This is a genomic window from Actinoalloteichus spitiensis RMV-1378, from assembly GCF_000239155.1.
Lineage (GTDB): Bacteria > Actinomycetota > Actinomycetes > Mycobacteriales > Pseudonocardiaceae > Actinoalloteichus_B > Actinoalloteichus_B spitiensis.
The window spans coordinates 1-1,408 of sequence record NZ_AGVX02000787.1; the positions used below are offsets into that span (position 1 = coordinate 1).

The following is a 1,408-nucleotide window of genomic DNA, read 5'->3' on the forward strand; positions in this document are numbered from 1 at the left end:
CGAGGGGCTGGCCCACGCCGACACCAGCTCGGCACGCTCGGCGCTGTCCGTGAGGGGAACGTTGCCCAGCAGTTCGTCGGGATTCCGGACGAGCCCGCGGATCAGCCCGCCGAGCTGCTCCGCCAAGCGTCGTGCTGTGGCTGGCCGGAACAGCGCCGGGTCGTAGGCGAGGTCCAGCGCGAGGGTCTCCTCGGTCGCGGCGGCGACTACTGTCAGCGGGTAGTTGGTCGCTTCGATCGCCGCCACGTCCCGGATCGCCAGACCGTGTCGGACGGCGGTGCCACCGTCCACCGGGTAGTTCTCGAACACGACGAGGCTCTCGAAGAGCGCGCTACCAGCTGGGGTGTCGGTCTCGATGTCGTTCAACGCCACGTAGTCGTACTGCCGAGCCTCAGCCTGTCGGGACTGGAGGTCCCGCAGCCACTCGCTCACCGGGCGGCTCGGATCGACCGTGATCCGGACCGGCAGGGTGTTGATGAAGAGACCGAGGATCTCGTCCGCCCGCGGCAGGTCCGCCGGACGTCCGGACACCGTGGCCCCGAAGACCACATCCCTGGTTCCGGCGTGCAGCGACAGCAGCCAGGCCCAGGCCGCCTGGACCAGTGCGTTCACCGTGATGCGGTGGGAGCGTGCGAAACCGGTCGCCTCGGCGGCCACTCCGGGGTCCAGGGGGACCCGGACCCTGTCGGTGGAGTGCCCTCGGTGCGCCTGGGAGGGAGCACTGTCCCACGGGAGGGCGACTGGTTCCTCGAAGCCGGCTAGGTCACGCCGCCAGAAGTCCAGTCCGGCCGGGCGGTCCCTCGCGGCCAGCCAGCGCACGTAGTCCCGGTAGGGGCGCCGAGGGCGCGAGATGCCTCGCCGCGTGACCTGGTCCCTGGCAGGGTCCTCGGATTCCCTTCCGGTACTGGAGTCGCGCGCGGTCCGCTCAGGGCTGGGCGGCACGCCGGGGGCGGCGGGCCGCCGCTCGTCGAGTTCCGCGTACTCGGCGAAGACGTCCGCGAAGAACAGCTGGGTGCTCCAGCCGTCGAGGAGGGCGTGGTGGAAGGTCCACACAAGACGGACGCTGGTGGTGTCGGTCCTGGCGAGGAAGAGCCGCATCAACGGGGCGACGCGTACGTCGAGGCCCCGGGTTCGGTCGGTCGCGAGGACTTCCCCCAAGCGCTCGGCCTGCTCCTGCGCGGACAGGCTGGACCAGTCGGCGTGCGTGACGGGAACCCTGGCGGCACGCCGGACGACCTGCACCGGTTCCGGGACACCGCGCCACTCCAGCGCGACCCGCATGGCGTCCGACCGGTCCACGACCCGCTGCCAGGCCTGGGCGAGGAGTTCCGGATCGGTGACGTTGTCGACCGTTGCCGTCATCTGCTCGAGGTAGGCGGCGCCGGTGGGGTCGGCGAGCGCGTGGAAG

The 1,408-nt window shown here is 71.3% G+C and carries 1 protein-coding gene; it reads right to left on the reverse strand.

Translation table 11 applies throughout. The annotated features are described in order from the left end of the window. Positions 1-1,408: condensation domain-containing protein (locus ACTIDRAF_RS31350; protein ID WP_039789688.1), on the reverse strand; the 1,408-nt coding region annotated here is incomplete at both ends.